Raw genomic sequence first — 16,233 nt, 5'->3', positions numbered from 1 at the left:
GAAGGCTCAGTCGGCGGCCGTCCCGCCAGCCCCCTCGCGGACAAGCCGAAACCCGAGGTGATCCGGCGGCAGGCCCACGGCGCAGCCCCCGACACTGGCATCCCGCACGAAGTCGATCACGGCGGCGCGGTGGCGTCCCCCGGCGACGCGGACACCGCAATAGGGCTCTCTCGTGGTCACCGACCCGTCGTCTCCGACCTCGCCGTTCTCCATGCACCCGTCCGTCCACTCCCAGACATTGCCGCCCATGTCGCTGATCCCCAGGCTGTTCGCTCCGAACCCTCCCGAAGGGCGCAATGCCGGGCTGGCGCTGCCCCGAAGGAAGACACCGCGCTTGTATTGCGACAGCATCCGCTCGCCGGGGTCGAGCTCGGTTTCATCCGGCGCGGCATCGCCCAGCCGGTCCTGCGCCGCGCGCTGCCACTCCGCCGCCGTCGGCAGGCGCCAGGTCTCGCCGGTCCGGCCGGACAGCCACCGGGCATAGGCCGTGGCGTCGTTCCAGTTCACGTTGGTCTGCGGAAGCGCCCCGCGGCCCGTCCCGACATCGACACAGGCACCCTCCTCCACGCAGGCGGCATAGGCGTCGCGGGTCACCTGGTACGTCATGATCTCGAAGGCGGCGACAGGCAGGTCGACCAGGCCCGGCGTCACCGTCTTCCCGTCCCGGCTGAAGTTCCCGAGCGGGCGATACGCGACCGGCCCCGCCGCCACCCGAACCGTCTCCGGCAGGGCGATCGGCGCCGGCACGTCGACAGCGCGCGCCCGCCCCTGGCCTGCGTCCCGGGCCGGCGCCAGCGAAACGGCAACCGCCGAGGCCGTGGCGATGGCCGCTACGATCGAGGCCAACAGGACAAACCGTTTCATTGCGAACTCCTTTTCAGGCAGAAAGGGGCGGCCGAAGGATCTCGGCCGCCCCCGTTTGAACCCGCCAGGGGGCCAACCGTCACGGAAGCGCGGTCTTGCCCTCGTAGGCGGCGTCGTACTCGACAGGCGCCTGCACCTGTTCCATCAGGTCGTTGTTCCAGTCACCCTCGACAATGACGTGCGCCGTCGCGCCAAGGTTCACGGCCTCGATCAGGTTGTGGTTCACGTAGGCATAGACGCCCGGCTGCAGGAACTCGTACAGCGCCGCACCGGCAGAGCCGCCCGCGATGAACCAGGTCTCCAGGTCGCGCGCCGGCGGGTTGTTGAACTTCCCGCGTTCCCAGACAAGGTCACCATGTCCGCCGATAAGGTGCGGACGGGTGTCCCGGTTGGCCTGGCTGTGCACGAACAGGACCTTTTCGCCCTGGGCGGCGTGTAGCGCATTGTCGCCGGTCAGCGCCCCGACCTTGCCGTTGAAGACCACGTGGCTCGGGATCAGGCCGTTCATCACCTCGAGCGTGTCGGGATAGCTTTCGGCCACGTCCGCGAACCGCTTGTATTCGCCGTTCTCGTCCTTCGGAATGTAGAAGTCGTTTTCGCCGATATAGAACACGCGGTCATAGCGGGCGGGGTTGCCCTCCGGGTCTTTCAGGCCGTCGCGCGGCAGGACCATGATACAGCCGGACATGCCGCTGACGACGTGCCAGGGGATCATGGGGCCGCCCGGGGCACAGTGATAGACGAAGGTGCCCGGCCGCGTCGCCTTGAACCGAAGCGTGGTCTTCTCGCCCGGGTTCACCAGCGTCAGCGACCCGCCACCAAGCGCACCGGTCGCCGAGTGGAAGTCGATATTGTGCTGCATCAGGTTCTCGGGAGAGTTGAACATGGTCAGCTCGACATAGTCGCCTTCATGCACGACCATCATGGGGCCGGGAACCGACCCGTTGAAGGTCATCGCCTGAAGATAGGCGCCGTCGTCGACCTCGATCTCCTTCTCGACGATCTGCATCTCGAACTCGATGATCCGCGGCTCGTCCGGGGCTTCCTGCTCATGCTCGTGTACCATCGGGGGGCGAACCAGCTTGCGCTTGACGCGCTTCAGGTTGGACAGGTCCACCGGCGCTGCCATCGACGTGTCCATGATCTCTTCGGCCGTCGCGGCCCGGGCGAGGACGGGCAGCGCGGCAATGCCGGCGGCTCCCATCAGTGCGGCTCTTCTCGTCAGCATTTTCGGTCTCCTTTCAGGTGTGAATGCTGTTTGAGTGAAAGCTACCGGACCACGGGGTTTCGAACGTTGCGCAAACACAAACTTCGGACGCGAATGGCGGCGGGGAGCGAAAGTTTCCGTACCGGGAAAACCGGCTCGCCTGCCCGCAAGGCCCCCGTGCGGCCGGCCTTCGCCCCCCGACGGCGCACCGACAGCGCACCGACGTAATACCGACAAAATACCGACGTTATACCGACGTCGGAATTACCGCGTCGGAACGCCCCTCCTGCCCCTGCCAATGGGGGCCGGAACGCAATCTCACAATCGCTTCAACTGCCCGCCCTCCGGCTTGCGACACCCCGGCAAACAGCGGATACTCGCCCCGAACCTTGGGCCCGGGAGACCTGCGTGCGCGTACTGGTGGCCGCCATCGTGCTGGTGATCTGGAGCTCGGCATCCCTTGCCGAGACCCGCATCGCTCTGGTCATCGGCGTCGGCGAATACGAGGCGCTCCGCCCGCTCAAGAACCCCCGCAACGACGCCCGCTCGATGGACGAAACCCTTTATGATCTGGGCTTCCGGGTCGACATGGTCACCGACCGCGACCTCGCCCGTCTCAGCCGGGCGCTGGAGCAATTCGCCGAGGACGCGCGCAACGCCGACCTCGCGGTCGTCTACTTCGCCGGGCACGGCATGGAAGTCGCGGGCGAGAACCTGCTCTTCGCCCGCGACGCCGCCGCCGGCGACGTCGAGGAGCTCAAGGCCACCGCCCTGCCCCTCGCCGATGTTGTCGCCGCCGTATCCGAAGCCCGCGCCGGGCTCCTCCTGATCGACGCCTGCCGCACCGATGCCTTCGGCGTCCCCCTCGCCGACGCCACCCGCGGCGCCTTCAGCCTCGACGCCCAGGTCAGCCCCGGCCTCGGCCGCATCGGCCGGGCCGACCGCCTGGTCTATGCCTTCGCCGCCGCCCCCGGCCAGGGCGCGCTTGACGGCGAGGGCGAGAATTCCCCCTTCGCCGCCGCCCTCGTCCGCCATCTCGGAACCGAGGGGCTGGAACTGCGCACCGCCCTCACCCTTGTCCAGCAGGACGTCTACGACCGCACCCGCGGCACCCAGCTGCCCTACGTCGAAAGCGGCCTGCCGGGCCTCTACTTCGTCAGCGCCACGCCGGGCGAGCTGCCGGAACGCGAACGCCTGCTCCTCGCCATGGCCGAGATCGATGACACCGTCCGGCAGGATGTCGAGCGCGTCGCCCTCGACGCCGACGTGCCGCTTGCCCCCCTTTACGGCGCGCTCATCGGCTCCGACCTCGCCACGCTCGACCGCCAGCAGCGCAGCGAAAAGCTGACCGAGGCCGCCAGCGCCTTCGCCCAGGTCCGCGACGAACTGCGCCGCCTGCGCGCCGGCGACGACCGGGTCACCGACCTGCGCCGTCAAGCCGAGGAACAGCTCGCCCTCGGCGCCTTCGAAACCGCCCGCGCCAAACTGACCGAGGCGGCCGAGATCGACGCCTCCTCGCGCGAGACCCTCAAGGCCAATCTCCTCGAGCGCACCCTCTCCGAGGCTGCGACCCATTACCTCAACGGCGGCGCAGCTCAAGCCGAACTCCGCTACCAGCTGGCAATGTCCGACTACGAAAAGGCCCTCGCCCTCTTCGCCGAACTCGACGACGAGCTGATCCCGCCCGACGCCCGCCAGCAACAGCTTGCCGCCCTCGGCGCGCTCGGTCGCATCAACATCACCATCGGCAACCTGCCCGATGCCGCCAGCGCCTACGAACAGCAACTCGCCCTATCGCAGAGCACCAGCGCCCGCCACCCCGACAACGCCGACCTCCACCTCACCCTCGCCCTGTCCCGCGACAATCTCGGCGACGTGCTGCTCGAACAGGGCCGCATCTCCGACGCCTTCGACCACTACCGCGCCGGCCATGCCGTGCGCGAGGCGCTGGCCAACGACAACCCGGACGACGAGGAGATCAAATTCGCCCTCAGCAACAGCTACGAACGCCTCGGCCGCATCCACCAGCGGCAGGGCGATCTTGCCGCCGCCGAGACCCATTTCCGCAAAAAGCACCGCCTCGGCACCCGCATGGTGGCGGCGCAGCCGGAGGGCTACCGCTGGCAGAGGGACCTTTCGATCAGCGACGAGCGGCTTGGCGACATCCTTCTCGAACGCGGCGATCTCTACGGCGCCTTTGCACATTACCGGGCCAGCCTCGACCGCATGGTCCCGATCCGCGACGCCCACCCCGAAGATCACGAACTCAAGCGCTTTACCTCGATTACGCTCGACCGCCTTGGCGATGTCTACGCACTCCGGAACAAGCTGCCCGAGGCGCGCAAGAAATTCGAGGACAGCCTCGCCCTGCGCACCGCCCTTGCCGCCGCCGACCCGGCCAATGCCGACTGGCAATACATCCTCGGCATCAGCCACGAACGCCTCGGCGACATCCTGACCCGCATGGGTGACATGCCCGCCGCCACCGCCGCCTACGAGGCCAAGCACGCCATCGTCTCCCGCCTCTCCGCCTCGGACCCTACCAATGTCCGCTGGCTCCGCGACCTGTCGGTCGCCGATGAACGGCTCGGGCGGCTGGCCCATGACCGCGGCGATCTCGACGCGGCGATGGCCTATTACCGGCAAAGCCTCGACCGCATGACCCCATTGCGCGATGCCAGCCCGACCGACATGGAACTGAACCGCTTCCTTTCGTTCACGCAGGATCACCTCGCCGGCGTCCTGATGGACAAGGGCGAGACCGACGCCGCCCTCGACCTCTACCGCAACAGCCTGACCCTCCGCGAGAAACTGGTCGCAACCGATCCGCAGAACGGCGACTGGCGCTTCGTGCTGGGTATCAGCCACGAACTGATCGGCAATGCCCACATGCGCCTGGCCGCCCATGACGAGGCCGTCGCCGCCTATGGCCGCGAACTCTCCGTCATGTCGGTCCTGCTCGACCAGGACCCCGACAACGCCCGCTGGCGCCGCGTGGTGGCGATCACCGAGGAGAACCTCGGCGACGCCCATCTCGCCGCCGGCAACCTCGGCGCGGCCCTCGAGCAGTACCAGTCGAGCCTCGCCCGGATGAGCGCCGCCCGCGACGCCGACCCCGACGACCTTGCGACCCAGCGCTTCACCGCCGTCACCCTGCGCAAGATCGGCGCGGCCCACATGGCGGCGGGTGCCACCGACGCCGCCCTGGTTGCCTATTCCGAAAGCCTGTCCATCGCCCGCAAACTGGTCGATGCCGACCCGACGAACGCGAGATGGCAGCGCGATCAGCTTGTCGCGTACAAGGGCGTCGTCGAGGCCGGCGATGAGACCCGCGACACCCTCGACCGCGCCCTCGACGCGGCCGACCGGATGAAGGCGCTCGGCATTCTGGCACAGGCCGATCAACCGATCGTCGATGCGCTGCGACACAGGCTGGAAACACTCGAACCCTAGGGTTCGGCGGCGTCAGATCAGCAGGAATCAGCCAATTTCCGCGGCCATTCCGCCGCATTGCCCAAAAACCCGCAGGCGCGCCGGATCTGCACGGAACTCACGCACTGACCCGTGCGTTTTGTACAAGCAGGAGGGTCGCATAGTGTCATTTCGCCGAGACTACATCACCAAGCCGATATTCAAATGGGCCAAGGGCGCCTTGCCCACCCTGTCGGATACCGAGGCCGAGGCCATCAATTCCGGCGACGTGCATTTCGAGGCCGAGCTGTTCTCGGGCAAGCCCGACTGGTCGATGCTGCGATCGATGAAGGCGCCGGCCCTGACCGACGAGGAACAGGCCTTCATCGACGGCCCCTGCCGCGAATTCTGCGGCATGGTGGATAGCTGGGAGATCGACAACTACACCGCCGACCTGTCGCCCGAAGCCTGGAACTTCCTCCGCGAAAAGGGCTTCTTCGGCATGATCATCCCGAAGGAGCACGGCGGGCTCGGCTTCTCCGCCTACGCCCATTCCGAGGTCGTGCGCTACATCGCCAGCCATTCCGTCGTGGCCGCCGTCACCGTCATGGTGCCCAACTCGCTGGGCCCGGGCGAACTGATCCTTCAATTCGGCACCGACGACCAGAAGAAGGACTGGCTGCCGCGCCTCGCCAGCGGGCAGGAGCTCCCCGCCTTCGGCCTGACCAGCGAGGACGCGGGCTCCGACGCCTCGGCGATGACCGATGACGGCGTCATCTGCAAGGGCCAGTGGAACGGCGAGGAAGTTCTCGGCATCCGGATGAACTGGGCCAAGCGCTATATCACCCTCTCGCCGGTCTGCACCGTGCTGGGCCTCGCCTTCAAACTGCGCGATCCCGATCACCTGCTGGGCGAGACCGAGGATATCGGCATCACCTGCGCCCTCGTCCCCACCGACCTGCCCGGCGTCGAGACCGGCCGCCGCCACCTGCCCTCGGGCACCATGTTCCTCAACGGGCCGACCACCGGCAAGGACGTGTTCGTTCCCCTCGACCACATCATCGGCGGGCCGGAATACGCGGGCCGCGGCTGGATGATGCTGATGAGCGCGCTGGCCGCCGGCCGCGGCATTTCCCTGCCCTCCCTTTCCGCCGCCTCCACCGCCATGGCCGCCCACACCACCGGCGCCTATGCCCGCATCCGCAAGCAGTTCAACCTGCCCATTGGCCTCTTCGGCGGCGTACAGGAACCCATGGCCCGCATCGCCGCCAGCGCCTATACCGTCGACGCCGGCCGCCGCCTGACCACCGCGACGCTCGACGAGGGCTACAAGCTCGCCGTCATCTCGGCGATCATGAAATACCACGCCACCACCCGCATGCGCGACGCCATCACCGATGCGATGGACGTGCATTCCGGCAAGGCGGTGATCGACGGGCCGCTCAACTACCTGCTGCCCTCCTACCGCGCGATCCCGATCGGTACCACCGTCGAGGGTGCCAATATCGTCACCCGCAACCTGATCATCTTCGGCCAGGGCGCCATCCGCGCGCATCCCCACCTGCTCGATGAAATCGAGGCGCTGCAGGAACCCGACGAGCAGAAATCCCTCGACGCGTTCGACAAGCATTTCTGGGCCCATGTCGGCCATTCCGTGCGCACGGTGTTCCGCGCCGGCTGGTCCGCATGGACGGGCCTTGGCGATGCGCCCGAGGGCGCGGGCAAGGTCGCCCCCCTCTACCGCCGCCTGTCGCGCTGGTCCGCGGCCTTCGCCGTCACCGCCGACATGGCCTTCCTCACCCTCGGCGGGGCACTGAAGCGGAAAGAGATGATCTCGGCCCGCCTCGGCGACGCCCTGTCCGAGATGTACCTCCTCGCCGCCACCCTCAAACGGTGGGAGGACGAAGGCCGCAACGAGGCCGACCTGCCTCTCGTCCACCACGCCGCCGAGACCGGGTTCAACCGCATCGGCCAGGCGCTCGACGAGACCATCGCCAACATGCCCGCCCGCTGGGTCGGCTGGCTGCTGCGCCCGATCCTGCTGCCCCGCGCCCACCCGCGCGGCCCCTCGGACAAGGTGACGGAGGAATGCGCGATGCTGATCTACCACCCGTCCGAGACCCGCAACCGGCTGGTTCGCGACCTGCACCATCCCGCCCCTGAAAGCGGGCTGGGCCTGCTCGACCGAGCCTACCGCCTCGTGACCGACACCGAGCCGCTGGCCAAGCGCCTGCGCGACATCCGCAAGACGCCGCAAGAGGCACTCGAGGCCGGCGTCCTCTCCGACGCCGAGTTCGCCCGGCTGAAAGAGGTCGAAGAGGCCGTGCAACGCGTCGTCGCCGTCGACGACTACACCCCCGAAGAACTCGCCCGCCTGTTCCCCGACATGCGCCGCCCCGGCGATTGGGGCGGCAACAAGGAGGCCGCTGAATGAGCCGACCCGTCTACCTCGTCGATGGCGCCCGCACGCCCTTCCTGCGCGCCCGCGGCCGCCCCGGCCCCTTCACCCCCGTCGATCTGGCGGTGCAATGCGGTCGCCCGCTTCTCATGCGCCAGCCGTTCGACGCGACCGCGTTCGACCTCGTGATCCTCGGCTGCGTCAACGTCGTGCAGGACGAGATGAACCCCGCCCGCGTCGCCGCCCTCCGCCTCGGCATGGGCGAAAAGCAGGTGGCCTTCACCGTTCAGATCAACTGCGGCTCGGGGATGCAGAGCATCGACACCGCCTACCGCTACATCCGCGAGGGCAGCCACGAGATGATCCTCGCCGGCGGCACCGAGGCGCTCAGCCACGCGCCCCTCGTCTACAGCCGCGAGGCGACCGAATGGTACGGCGACCTCGCCCGCGCCAAGGGCCCGCTCGACAAGATGAAGGCGATGGCGGATGTGCGCCCCGACTTCTTCTCGCCGGTCATCGGCCTCGAGCGCGGCCTGACCGACCCGATCACCTCCCTCAACATGGGCCAGACGGCCGAGGTGCTGGCCCACCGCTTCGGCATCGACCGCACCACCGCCGATGCCTATGCCGTCGACAGCCACAAGCGCCTCACCGCCGCCCAGAAGGAAGGCCGCCTCAAGGACGAGGTCTTCCCCGCCTTCGACAAGGACGGCACGGCGCATGAGCACGATGACGGCGTCCGCCCCGACAGCTCGCTCGAGAAGCTGGCCAAGCTCGACCCGGCTTTCGAGAAGCCCTACGGCAAGGTGACCCCCGGCAATTCCAGCCAGATCACCGATGGCGCCTCCTGGACGATCCTCGCCTCCGAAACGGCGGTCGAGGCGCATGGCCTCAGCCCCATCGCGAAGATCGTCGACAGCGAATGGGCCGCGCTCGACCCCGGCATCATGGGCCTCGGCCCGGTGCTGGCTTCGACCCCGCTGGCCCAGCGCCACGGCCTCTCCGTCGACGATGTCGACCTGTGGGAAATCAACGAGGCCTTCGCCGCGCAGGTTCTGGCCTGCCTCGCCGCGTGGCAGGATGACGACTTCTGCCGCGATGTCCTTGGATACGACAGCGCCTTCGGCCGCATCGACCACGACAGGCTCAACGTCGACGGCGGGGCGATCAGCCTCGGCCACCCCGTGGGCACCAGCGGCAACCGCATCGTGCTTCACCTCGCCAACGCCCTCAAGGCCCGCGGCGCAAAACGCGGCATCGCCACCGAATGCATCGGCGGCGGACAGGGCGGCGCCATGCTTCTGGAGGCCGCATGACCGACGTACTCGACAAGATCACCCCCGACGAGACCACCGATGCCCCCACCGCGCCCGATGCCCGCCACTGGCGCAAGGAGGCGAAGGGCGACCTGATCGTCCTCTGGCTCGACTGCGCCGATACCGGCACCAACGTCATCTCCGAGGCGGTGCTGCGCGAGCTCGACACGCTGCTCGACCACGTCAAGGCGGCCCAGCCCAAGGCGCTGGTCATCCGCTCCGCCAAACCCGGCGGGTTCGCCGCCGGCGCCGATATCGACGGCTTCGCCGGCCTGCGCGACGACGACGCCGTGCAGATGCTGCAACAGGGCCATACCGTGCTCGACAAGCTGGCCGGCCTGCCCTTCCCCACCGTCGCCGTGGTCCACGGCGCCACGCTCGGCGGCGGGTTCGAACTGGCGCTCGCCTGCGATTACCGCATCGGCATCGACGGCGTGAAGCTGGGCTTCCCCGAAATCCAGCTCGGCCTGCATCCCGGCCTTGGCGGCACCTTCCGCCTGACCTCGCTCATCGACCCGACCGAGGCGATGCAGATGATGCTCACCGGCAAATCCACCCATGACCGAAAGGCCAAAAAGCTCGGCATCCTCGACGCGCTCGTCCCCGATCGCCATGTCGACGCCGCCATCGACGCCGCCGCCAATGGCAAGATGAAGCGCGAGCATGGCGGCTTCCGCGCCTCTGCCCTGCGCACCGGCGTGGCCCGCAACCTCGCCGCTACCCGCATGCGCTCGGAAAGCGAGAAGAAGGCCCCCCGCGCCCATTTCCCCGCCCCCTTTGCCCTGATCGACCTCTGGGAAGACCACGGCGACGACGCGGACGACATGCAGAAGGCCGAGATCACCTCATTCGCCAACCTGCTCGGCACCCCAACGGCCCAGAACCTGATCCGCGTCTTCTTCCTCCGCCGGACCCTCAAATCCGCCGGCAAGGGCGAGGACGGCATCGCCCATGTCCACGTGATCGGCGCCGGCGCCATGGGCGCCGAAATCGCCGCCTGGTCCGCCATGCAGGGCAAGCGTGTCACCATCGAGGATGTCAAGCTCGACCCGCTCGGCTCTGCCATCAAGTCCGCCGCCCGGATCTACGACAAGAAGCACCTCAGCGGGATCGAGAAGCGCGACGCGCTCGATCGGCTGATGCCCGACCCCGAGGGGCTGGGCCGGTCGCGCGCCGACCTGGTGATCGAGGCCGCCCCCGAAAAGCTGGACCTGAAGGAGAAGATCTACGCCTCCCTCGTCGACGTGATGAAGCCCGGCGCGATCCTCGCCACCAATACCTCCAGCCTCAAGCTGTCCAGCCTCGTCGACGCCGCCCCCGACCCAGCGCTCTTCGCCGGGCTGCACTTCTTCAACCCGGTCAGCCAGATGCCCTTGGTCGAAGTCGTCTCGCACGACATGGCCTCGACCGACACGCTTGACCGCCTTGCCGCCTTCACCACCGGCATCGACCGCCTGCCCGCCCGGGTGAAGGACTATCCCGGCTTCCTCGTCAACCGCATCCTCGCCCCCTACCTGATGGAGGCGATGGTCATGCTCGACGAGGGCTACGACAAGGAAGACATCGACCGCGCCGCGCTCGCCTTCGGCATGCCGATGGGCCCGGTGACGCTCGCCGACCAGGTCGGGCTCGACATCTGCCTCGAAGTGGCAAACTCGATGCAGGAAGGCCTCGAAACCCCTGTCGCCGACACCCCCGCCTGGCTGCGCGAGAAGGTCGAGAAGGGCGAAACCGGCAAGAAGGCCGGCAAGGGCCTCTACGACTATAACAGCGAGGAAGCCCCCGACACGCCCGCCGACGATCCCGACCAGCAGATCATCGACCGGCTGATCCTGCCCATGTGCAACGCCGCCGTCGAATGCCTGCGCAAGGGGGTGGCGCCCGACGCCGACACGATCGACGGCGCCGTCATCTTCGGTACCGGCTGGGCCCCCTTCCGCGGCGGCCCGCTGCACTATGCCAAGACCCGCCGCGACGTGCCCAGGGTGCTCGAACAACTGGCCGACCGCCACGGCCCCCGCTTCACGCCCGACCCGGGCTGGAGCGACCTTGCCTGACACCGCCCGGTCCGCCGACGCCATCGCGCAGGAGATCATCACGCGCACCGGCGGCGACATCCGGCTTGCCCTCCCCCTCGGCCTGGGCAAGCCGGTCACGCTGGTCAACGCCCTAACGCGCGCGGTGGCCGACCGCCCCGACACGCGCCTGTCGATCCTCACCGCCCTGACGCTCGAACGCCCCGACATGTCGGAAGGCATGGCGCAGCGCTTCCTAGAACCGGCCGCCGACCGCCTCTTCGGCCGCTACCCGCCGCTGGCCTATGCCGACATGCTGCGCGACGGCACCCTGCCCGAAAATATCGAGGTGTCCGAGTTCTTCATCCAGGCCGGCCGCTGGATCGGCATCCGCGCGGCCCAGCGCCGCTACATCCCGGCCAACTACACCCACGCCTACGACGTGCTGGCCAACTGGCGCCCCAACGTGCTGATGCAACTGCTGGCGCCGCTCGACGATGCCGCCTACAGCCTGTCCTGCAACACCGACATCTCCGCCGACCTGCTGCGCGAACGCCGCGAGGGGCGGCAGGATTTCCTGGTCGTGGGCGAGATCAACGACAAGCTTCCCCCGATGGACGGCCCAGAGGCCCGCCTGCCCCGTGACGAGGTCCACCTCCACTGCGACTCTCCTGCCGATTTCGACCTCTTCTCGGTCGTCAAACGCCCCGTCGGCCAGCCCGAGCACGCCATCGGCCTCCACGTCGCCCGCACCATCCCCGACGGCGGCACGCTGCAAATCGGCATCGGCGCCATCGGCGATGCGGTGGCCCATGCGCTCCTCCTCCGCCAGTCCGACCAGCTCTCGAAGATCACCGAAACCTCCCCCTTCGTCCCCGACGCCTTCGACGAGCACGGCCCCTTCGACACCGGCCTCTATGCCGTCACCGAGATGCTGGTCGACGGCCTCCTGCAGCTCTTCGAGAACGGCATCATCCGCCGCCAGGTCGACGGCGCCGCCATCCACGCCGGCTTCTTCGTCGACTGCCGCGACTTCTACCAACGCCTCCGTGCCCTCCCCGCCGACCAGCGCGCGCAAATCCGCATGATGCCCGTCTCCTTCACCAACCAGCTCTACGGCAACGAGCCCACCAAGCGCGCCGCCCGAACCGACGCCCGCTTCGTCAACTCCGCGATGAAGGCCACCCTGCTCGGCGGGCTCGTCAGTGACATCACCACCGGTGCGCAGGTGGTCAGCGGCATCGGCGGCCAGTTCAACTTCATCGAACAGGCCTTCGCCCTCGACGACGGCCGCGCCCTTCTCACCCTGCCCTCGACCCGCACGAAAAACGGCCAGACCGTCTCGAACATCGTCTGGGAACACCCGCATGAAAGCGTGCCTCGCGCCTATCGCGACATCATCGTCACCGAGTACGGCATCGCCGACCTGCGCGGGCAACGCGACGAAGAGGCAATCGCCCGCATGCTCGCGATCACCGACAGCCGCTTTCAGGACGAGCTGCTGGACAAGGCCAGATCCGCCGGCAAGGTGGCGAAGGATTTCGCCATCGACCCCGCCTGGCGCGCCAACACGCCCGACACCCTCGCCCGATGGCTCGCCCCCCACGACCTGCCCGATTTCCCCTTCGGCACCGATTTCGATGCCGTCGAGCGCCGCATCCTCCCCGCCCTAGGCCGCCTGTCGGAAACCCAAGGACACAAGCTCGGCATGGCCCGGCTTGTCCTTTCCGGCATGACCGCCCCGAAACCGCCGGAAGAGATGGCCCGCATGGGTCTCGACAGGCCCGGCTCGCTGAAAGACCGGCTCGAAGCCTGGGCGCTCGCCGGTGCATTGCAAGCGGTGGCCACGCATCCCAAGTAAGTTGGCAGGGCCGCGCCAGCCGTGTCAGGCCACCCACCCCAAGGACTGGAACCTCGGGCGAGCCGCGCGGGTTAACCACCCGACAGGCCACAGCGAAATCAAAAGGGTTCCAGAACACGTGTCCAAACCCCGCACACATGCCCTCAGCGATCTGCTCGACGAGCTCGAAGGCACCGTCGAAGGCGAGTCCGTCCGCGTGGAAGACGTGATCGAGGCGCTCGGGCATTCCTCCTTCGCCTCGCTCATGCTGGTCTTCTCGCTGATCTGCACCTCCCCGGCCAGCGCCATCCCCGGCGTCACCGCGCTTCTCGCCCTGATGGTCTTCATCCTCGTGGCCCAGATGATGGTGGGGCGGAAAAGCCTCTGGCTGCCCGGTTTCATCACCCGCCGCCGCCTCTCCTCAGAAAAGCTCTGCAAGGGCATCAAATGGCTGCGCAAGCCGGTGCGCTTCGTCGAACGCTTTTTGAAACCGCGCTTCACGTGGTTCTTTCACCGGCCCTGGATCTGGGTGCCCCTGATCCTTGTCATGGCGCTGACCCTCTTCATGCCGTTCATGGAGTTCGTGCCCACCTCCGGCTCCATCGCCTCGGGCGTCATCGCCCTCTTCGCGGCCAGCCTGCTCACGCGCGACGGCGTGCTGGCGCTGTTATCGCTCCCGCTGCTGGCGGTCATTCCCGTCACGATCTACTACTGGATCTGAGCGCTACCCGCCGGCCCAATCGTCGAGCGCCTTCATCGCCCCCTTGCCAAGCCCCTGCGCCTTGACGCGGCCCAGCGGGCAGGCGCGCGACAACCGAACCTCCATATCCTCCACGTGAAACCCGTCCGGGCGGTCCAGACCCTCAAGCTCGTCCCAGCTCACCGGCACCGCCACCGCCGCCCCGGGCCGTGCCCGCAACGAATAGGGCGCAATCGCCGTCGCCCCGCGCTCGTTCCGCAGCCAGTCGATGAACAGCTTCCCCTTGCGCTTCTCCTTCGACATCGTCGCGGTGTAACGATCCGACGCCTTCCCGGTCAGCGCCTGAGCGAACCCCTTGGCGAACTCCTTCACCCGGTCCCACTCGGCAATCCGCCGCAGCGGCACGATCACGTGCACCCCCTTGCCGCCCGTCACCATCGGCGCCGAGTCGAACCCGCAGGCCTCGAGACCCTCGCGCACCTCGAACGCGGCCCGTTTCACCTCGTCGAAGCCCAACCCCTCGTCGGGGTCGAGGTCGAAAACCATCCGGTCAGGCCGCTCCAGCTTGTCCCGCCGTGCGCCCCATACGTGATACTCCACCGCCCCCATCTGCGCCGCCCCGATCAGGCCCTCGGGCGTGGTGACATACATGTAATCCTCGGTCCCGCCATCCTTCTCCCTGATGGGCACCGCCTTGATATCCTCCGGAAACCCCTTCCCGGCATGTTTCTGGAAAAAGCAATCTTCCGCGATCCCGTCCGGACAGCGCAACAGCGACAGCGGCCGGTCGGCCACATGCTCCAGCATCCGCTCCGCCACCCGCGCGTAATGCCGCGCCACGTCGCCCTTGGTCAGCCCCGCTTCGGGGAAGATGACCCGCCCCGTGCTCGACACCCGCACACCGCCGATCTCCTGGTCGCCACTGTCGGTTTCCGCTTCCGCCTTCGCACTCACGTCCTTTGCCTCCTTGTCCTCGCGCAGCCCCTTGAAGGCGCCATGCCTGATCCGTCCTTCGCTGGTGAACTCGGTATATTCCACCTGCGCCACAAGCTCCGGCGTTACCCAATGCGCGCCCTTGGTCTCCGCCGGCAACTCGCCCTCGAACGGGGCGGTCTTCCGGCCCAGCCGCTTCAGCTTCTTCGCCAGCGCCTTGAAATCATCATCGTCGAAACCGGTGCCGACCCGCCCGCGGTAGACAAACCCCTCGTCCTCGTAACTCCCCAGAAGAAGCGAGGAAAACGCCCGCCCCTTCTTGTCCGAGGGCGACCAGCCGCCCACCACGAACTCCGCCTCCTGTACACATTTCGCCTTGATCCACGCCTTGCTGCGCTTGCCGCTATAGGGCGCGTCGACCTTCTTCGACACGATCCCCTCGCCGCCCGCCTTGCACATCGCCGCCAGCGCCTCGGCGCCATCGCCCCCCAGCACCGGGCTCAGCCGCAACGGCCCACGCGGCGGCAGACCCTCGAACAGCCCCTCCAGCACCTTCCGCCGCTTCTTCAGCGGCTTGCCGGTCAGGTCCTTGCCATCCAGATGCAGGCAGTCGAACGCGTAGAACACCAGCGGGTCGCCCCCCTTCAGCGCCTTCTGCAAGTCCGAGAATCCGCCCCGCTCGGCCACCACCTCGCCATCGATCAGCGCGGCATCGCAGCCCAGCGCATCCGCCGGCCCGCACAACGTGCCGAACCGGTCGGACCAGTCCTTGCCGTTCCGCGTGTAAAGCCGCACGCCACCCTTGCCCACGGCCATCAGGCAGCGATACCCGTCGAACTTCACCTCGTGCTGCCAGCCCTCGCCCTCTGGCGGCTCATCCTGCAGCGTCGCCAGCTCCACCTTCCGAAACCGCGGCAACGCCTTCTTGTGTTTCGCCGCCTCGAAAGCGGCCTTCTCCTTCGCGATCTGCCGCATCGTCCGCCCGGTCGTGACGCTCCGCTTGTGCTTGTTGACCAGCGCATCGGCACTCCGCCCGGCCAGATCGTCGCGCTCCTTGATCAGCAGCCAGTTCTCGCGCTTGCCCTTGTCGCCCCCCATCCTGACCAAGGCCCAGCCGCCCTCCATCCGCGCGCCATGCAGCCGGAAATGCAGCTTGCCTTCCTTCAGCCCCTCCGCCGGATCGTGCAGCGGCTCCCACGCGCCGCTGTCCCACAGCATCACCGTGCCGCCGCCATACTCGCCCTCGGGGATCGTGCCCTCGAAACTGCCATAGGCAACCGGATGATCCTCCGTCCGCACCGCCAGCCGCTTCTCCGACGGGTCGTCCGACGGCCCCTTCGTCACCGCCCAAGACCAAAGCACCCCATCCCACTCCAGCCGGAAATCGAAATGCAGCCGGCTCGCGTCATGCTTCTGCACGACGAAGGACAAGGTGCCACCGGCGGTGGCCGCCTCGGCGGGCGGCTCGGGCGTCGTGTCGAAATCGCGTTTCGCGCTATACCGGTCGAGCTTGTTCACGGGGCGGATCCTGACAGTTGCGGCGCATTTC

The 16,233-nt window shown here is 67.9% G+C and carries 9 protein-coding genes; 6 read left to right on the top strand and 3 right to left on the bottom strand.

The annotated features are described in order from the left end of the window. Nucleotides 1-6 precede the first annotated feature (6 nt). Nucleotides 7-864: an SUMF1/EgtB/PvdO family nonheme iron enzyme gene (locus ACO07J_RS05415; RefSeq protein WP_422027021.1), complete on the bottom strand. Its 858-nt coding sequence runs from the start codon at nt 862-864 to the stop codon at nt 7-9. A gap of 79 nt (nt 865-943) precedes the next feature. After that, nucleotides 944-2,092: a copper-containing nitrite reductase gene (gene nirK, locus ACO07J_RS05410; protein WP_422027019.1), complete on the bottom strand. Its 1,149-nt coding sequence runs from the start codon at nt 2,090-2,092 to the stop codon at nt 944-946. A gap of 387 nt (nt 2,093-2,479) precedes the next feature. Between nirK and ACO07J_RS05405 the strand changes: the two genes are divergently transcribed. The 6 genes from ACO07J_RS05405 to ACO07J_RS05380 all read left to right on the top strand — a co-directional run bounded on the left by ACO07J_RS05405 (nt 2,480) and on the right by ACO07J_RS05380 (nt 13,772). Then, nucleotides 2,480-5,524, top strand: a complete 3,045-nt coding sequence (locus tag ACO07J_RS05405; RefSeq protein WP_422027017.1) for a caspase family protein — start codon at nt 2,480-2,482, stop codon at nt 5,522-5,524. 142 nt (nt 5,525-5,666) lie between these two features. After that, the gene (locus tag ACO07J_RS05400; RefSeq protein WP_422027015.1) at nt 5,667-7,916 is read left to right on the top strand and encodes an acyl-CoA dehydrogenase; all 2,250 of its coding nucleotides are present in this window, start codon (nt 5,667-5,669) and stop codon (nt 7,914-7,916) included. After that, entirely contained in the window at nt 7,913-9,196 is a 1,284-nt protein-coding gene (locus tag ACO07J_RS05395) for an acetyl-CoA C-acetyltransferase (RefSeq protein ID WP_422027013.1), read from the top strand. Before ACO07J_RS05400 ends, ACO07J_RS05395 begins: the two co-directional genes overlap by 4 nt. After that, complete coding sequence (locus ACO07J_RS05390) at nt 9,193-11,253, top strand: 3-hydroxyacyl-CoA dehydrogenase NAD-binding domain-containing protein (protein WP_422027011.1); 2,061 nt, start codon at nt 9,193-9,195, stop codon at nt 11,251-11,253. The genes ACO07J_RS05395 and ACO07J_RS05390 overlap by 4 nt, the downstream gene beginning before the upstream one ends. Next, complete coding sequence (locus ACO07J_RS05385) at nt 11,246-13,072, top strand: acetyl-CoA hydrolase/transferase C-terminal domain-containing protein (RefSeq protein ID WP_422027009.1); 1,827 nt, start codon at nt 11,246-11,248, stop codon at nt 13,070-13,072. Before ACO07J_RS05390 ends, ACO07J_RS05385 begins: the two co-directional genes overlap by 8 nt. Nucleotides 13,073-13,190: 118 nt before the next feature. Beyond that, a complete protein-coding gene (locus ACO07J_RS05380; RefSeq protein ID WP_422027007.1) occupies nt 13,191-13,772 on the top strand; it encodes an exopolysaccharide biosynthesis protein in 582 nt (193 codons plus the stop codon). 3 nt (nt 13,773-13,775) lie between these two features. Here the strand turns inward: ACO07J_RS05380 and ligD are convergent, their stop codons facing one another. Next, nucleotides 13,776-16,202 (bottom strand): DNA ligase D, encoded by a 2,427-nt coding sequence (gene ligD, locus ACO07J_RS05375; protein ID WP_422027005.1) that lies wholly within the window; start codon nt 16,200-16,202, stop codon nt 13,776-13,778. Between the last annotated feature and the right edge of the window lie 31 nt (nt 16,203-16,233).

Origin of the sequence: Roseovarius sp., assembly GCF_965228755.1 — a bacterium.
Classification (GTDB): domain Bacteria; phylum Pseudomonadota; class Alphaproteobacteria; order Rhodobacterales; family Rhodobacteraceae; genus Roseovarius.
This window is presented reverse-complemented; position numbering and strand designations above follow the sequence as displayed.